We start from the raw sequence: 4,100 nt of genomic DNA on the forward strand, positions 1-4,100 counted from the left end.
TCTTTGACGAATTGGCAGCGGCTCATGCGGGTTAGGTTGCTCGACCAGGCCAAGACGGATTTGGTAGCGCTTGGGCAATATTATCGGGACGTGGGGTTGTAAGCCCAAACCCCAGAAAATTCCGTCAGCCAAAATGCCGGTCTGGTCGATCAGCATCATCGAAATCCGCACGCGCCATGATCGCATCCAGGCGGCCAGCGTCAGCATGACGGCCAACGCTGGCGTTCATCAAGTGTGATGGAGCGGTTGAATCGCCAGACGCAGTCCTATCGCTTTGAGCACCGCGGTGAGGCTGCGCAGCTCGGGATTGCCCTGCGGGGACAGCGTGCGATAGAGCTGAGTCGGATTGAGGTGCGCTTTCTCGGCGATGGCGGGGACACCGCCATACGCCTTGGCGATCTGGCGTAGCGCGATCAGCAGGTCGGACTGGTCGCCTTCTTCCAGAACGTCGTTCAGATACTGGGTTGCGAACGCCAAGTCCTCGCGGAAGATCTCGGCCATCGCATCATCATGTGCTCGGTCTTTCATCGTCGGGCCTCCGTTGCCAATCCTGCCAATAGCGCACTGCGCGCCCGATGTCGGCGTCCTGGGTTCGCTTGTCGCCGCCGCACAGCAGCAGCATGATGCGTGAGCCGGCCTGGGCGTAATAGACGCGATAGCCTGCGCCCACATCGATCCGCATTTCCCAGACGCCGTCGCGGCAGAATTTGTGGTCGCCGAAGTTGCCTTGCTCCACGCGGTTGACGCGCTTGACCAGTTGCACCTTGGCAATCGGGTCGCGCACCTGCTTAAGCCAATCGAGATAGATGTCCTTGCCGTCCGCAGTGAGGTAATGGCGGATTTCGTACATGCTCGATCTTCGTCTATAAACGAATCCGCGTCAATCCCGCCAGAAATCCTTGAACCGGTCTGCTGCCAGCTCGGTGTAGCGGGTCGTGTGCTGGATGTTGCGGTGGCCCAGGTAGTGCTGGATCGCTCGGGTGTCCTGCCCGTCGTTGGCCAGCTTGTAGCCGGTGGCATGGCGCAGCATATGCGGATGGACCGGGAACTCGATGCCGGCCTCTCGCCCGGCGCGGCTGACGATTTTGCGTACGGCATCGGTGGTGAGCGGCGCCTTGCGCTCGCTGACGAACACGTAGGGCGTGTCCGGGTAGTCGCGCTGCAGGCGACGCAAGGCGCGCAGCTCCGGCCCGCGCAGCGGATGGACCGAGGCGATGCCGTGCTTGCGCCGCGCAACGTGCAGCAGCCCCTGCTTCAGGTCAACCTGATCCCAGCGCAGGCTGACCAGTTCGGACACGCGCAAGCCGTGGCGGTAGGCGATCAGGATCAAGGCGGCGTCGCGCGCGCCGTGGCGCCCGACGCCTGCAGCCGCTTCCATCAGCGCCGCCACCTCCTTTTCCGACAGGTATTCCCGGCTGCGGTAGGCGGCGTTCGCCCGGCGGATGGGAACTTTCCGGTTTTCGGTGGTTGGCGGATCGCGATCCGGTAGCGTGGAACCCGCATGCTTGCTCATGGCGCAATCCGATCTTTCCCGATATCGGTTATTCTACGGAAAGTTTTCCGGGGCCGGGCGCCTACGCCGACGATGGCGACCACGAACAAGCTATTGACCATCCTGTCGGACGCCGAGCAGTTCGCCCTGTACGGCCTGCCCGACCTCGACGACAGGCAGCGTTTGGATTACCTGTCGTTGTCCGAAGCGGAGCTGGCGCTCGCTTGTAGTCGTCCCGGCCTGCACGCCCACGTCTACTGCGCCTTGCAGATCGGCTACTTCAAAGCCAAGCGCGCTTTCTTCCGCTTTACCTGGGACGATGTCCAGGACGATTCCGTCTTTGTACTGGACCGCTATTTCAACGGACAGGCATTCGAGCCGCATGCCATCACCAGGCACGAACATTACACCCAACGCGCCAGGATCGCGGAGCTGTTCGGCTATCGAGTGTGGTCGGCGGACTTTCTCCCGCAACTCGCGGAACAGGCCGCCCATATCGTTCGGCGCGACGTCACACCCGGCTTCATCGTCGCCGAGCTGATCGCCTACCTCAACGAACACAAGATCGTCCGGCCCGGCCACACGACCTTGCAAGAGCTGATCAGCGGGACCTTGTCTGCCGAGCGCCGGCGCCTGGGCGACCTGCTCGCCGAGGTGCTGAACGACACGGCCCAGGCCGCGCTGGCCCAGCTCCTGGTGCGCGACGACACGCTGTCCGAGCTCGCCGCCCTGAAGCAGGACGCCAAGGATTTCGGTTGGCGACAGATGGCGCGGGAGCGGGAGAAGCGCGCCAAGCTGGAGCCGCTGTACTGGATCGCCAAGACGCTGCTGCCCGAGCTCGCAATCTCGCAGCAGAACCTGCACTACTACGCGAGCCTGGCGAACTTCTACACGGTATACGACCTGCGCCGCCTCAGGCCCGAGCAGAGACATCTGTATCTGTTGTGCTACGCCTGGCAGCGCTACCGGCAGATCACCGACAACCTCGTCGACGCCTTGGGCTACCACATGAAGCAGCTCGAGGACGAGAGCAAGGCGCGGGCCGCCAAGCACTTCGTCGCCGAGCAGATGCGCCGCCAGCAGGAAACGCCGCAGGTCGGCCGCCTGTTGCTGCTCTACGTCGACGATACCGTGGCCGACGCCACGCCATTCGGCGACGTTCGCCAACGCGCGTACAAGATCATGCCCAAGGACGCGCTTCACGTCGCTGGTCAGCGCCTCAGCGTGAAGCCGGCGAGCAAGCTGGTCATGCGCTGGCAGGTGGTCGACGGTCTCGCCGAGCGCGTCCGCCGCCACCTGCGCCCGCTCTTTGGGGCGCTCGAATTCTCCAGTGCCGCATCGGATAACCGGTGGCTCGCGGCGCTCACCTGGGCAAAAGGCGTGTTCGCGAAACAGCAGCGCCTGTCGCAGCGCCCGCTCGTTGAATGCCCGGAAGCGACCCTGCCCAAGCGCCTGCGGCCTTATCTGCTGGCGTTCGACGCGGACGGGAAGCCGACGGGCGTCCATGCCGACCGCTACGAATTCTGGCTCTACCGCCAGATCAGAAAGCGCGTCAAGTCCGGCGAACTTTACCTGGACGACAGCCTGCAGCATCGCTGCTTTACCGACGAGCTCGTGTCCCTCGACGAGAAAACGGAGGTGCTTGGCCAGATGGACATCGCTTGGCTGCGCCAGCCGATCGAGGCCCAGCTCGACACGCTGACGGCCGAGCTGCGCGAGCAGTGGCTGGCGTTCAACCGCGAGTTGCGACAAGGAAAACTGAACCATCTCGACTACGACAGCGAGACCAAGACGCTAACCTGCCGCCGACCCAAAGCTGACAACGATGCCGCGCGCGAGGACAGCTTCTACGAGAAGCTGTCGTTCTGCGACGTCGCCGACGTGTTCCGCTTTGTGAACGAGCAGTGCCGATTCCTGTCGGCGCTGACGCCGCTGCAACCGCGCTATGCCAAGCAGGTCGCCGACTCGGACAGCCTGATGGCGGTCATCATCGCCCAGGCGATGAACCATGGCAACGTCGTCATGGCGCGCACCAGCGACATTCCGTACCACGTGCTGGAGGCGACCTACCAGCAGTACCTGCGCCAGGCGTCGCTGCAGGCGGCCAACGACCGGATCAGCAACGGCATTGCCGAGTTGCCGATCTTCCCGCACTACTCGTTCGACTTCGACGCGCTCTACGGCAGCGTCGACGGCCAGAAATTCGGCGTCGAGCGGCCGACCGTCAAGGCACGCTACTCGCGCAAGTATTTCGGTCGCGGCAAGGGCGTCGTCGCCTATACGCTGCTGTGCAATCACGTTCCCTTGCAGGGCTGGCTGATCGGCGCACACGAGTTCGAAGCCCATCACGTGTTCGACGTCTGGTATCGCAACACGTCGGACATCCTGCCGACCTCGATCACGGGCGATATGCACAGCGTCAACAAGGCCAACTTCGCCATCCTGCACTGGTTCGGGCTGCGCTTCGAGCCGCGCTTCACCGACCTCGAGGAACAGTTAGCGAAACTCTACTGCGCCGACGATCCTGCAGGGTACGAGAAATGTCTGATCCGTCCGGTTGGCCAGATCGACCGGCAGGCAATCGTGGACGAGAAAGCCAACATCGACC

The 4,100-nt window shown here is 63.3% G+C and carries 5 protein-coding genes; 1 reads left to right on the top strand and 4 read right to left on the bottom strand.

Translation table 11 applies throughout. From position 1 onward, the window contains the following. The 4 genes from RUU78_RS25115 to RUU78_RS25130 all read right to left on the bottom strand — a co-directional run. On the bottom strand, positions 1-207 hold a 207-nt coding region (locus RUU78_RS25115; RefSeq protein WP_313920603.1), incomplete at its 3' end, for a hypothetical protein. A 21-nt stretch (positions 208-228) separates the two neighbouring features. Then, positions 229-528, bottom strand: coding sequence for an addiction module antidote protein (locus RUU78_RS25120; RefSeq protein ID WP_291998530.1), 300 nt, complete (start codon positions 526-528; stop codon positions 229-231). Further along, on the bottom strand, positions 509-850 hold the full coding sequence (locus RUU78_RS25125; protein ID WP_291998531.1) for a type II toxin-antitoxin system RelE/ParE family toxin: 342 nt from the start codon (positions 848-850) through the stop codon (positions 509-511). Before RUU78_RS25125 ends, RUU78_RS25120 begins: the two co-directional genes overlap by 20 nt. A gap of 30 nt (positions 851-880) precedes the next feature. Continuing rightward, positions 881-1,513 (bottom strand): tyrosine-type recombinase/integrase, encoded by a 633-nt coding sequence (locus RUU78_RS25130; protein ID WP_291998532.1) that lies wholly within the window; start codon positions 1,511-1,513, stop codon positions 881-883. 72 nt (positions 1,514-1,585) lie between these two features. Here RUU78_RS25130 and RUU78_RS25135 point away from each other — a divergent pair. Continuing rightward, the coding region (locus tag RUU78_RS25135; protein ID WP_313920606.1) for a Tn3 family transposase at positions 1,586-4,100 on the top strand (2,515 nt) is incomplete at its 3' end.

The organism is Tahibacter sp., assembly GCF_032229445.1.
In the GTDB taxonomy this organism is placed as follows: Bacteria; Pseudomonadota; Gammaproteobacteria; order Xanthomonadales; family Rhodanobacteraceae; genus Tahibacter.

Excerpts from the sequence above, each read along its gene's own strand:
- RUU78_RS25125 (WP_291998531.1), bottom strand. The coding sequence starts at position 850 with ATGTACGAAATCCGCCATTACCTCACTGCGGACGGCAAGGACATCTAT.
- RUU78_RS25120 (WP_291998530.1), bottom strand. The coding sequence starts at position 528 with ATGAAAGACCGAGCACATGATGATGCGATGGCCGAGATCTTCCGCGAG.
- RUU78_RS25130 (WP_291998532.1), bottom strand. The coding sequence starts at position 1,513 with ATGAGCAAGCATGCGGGTTCCACGCTACCGGATCGCGATCCGCCAACC.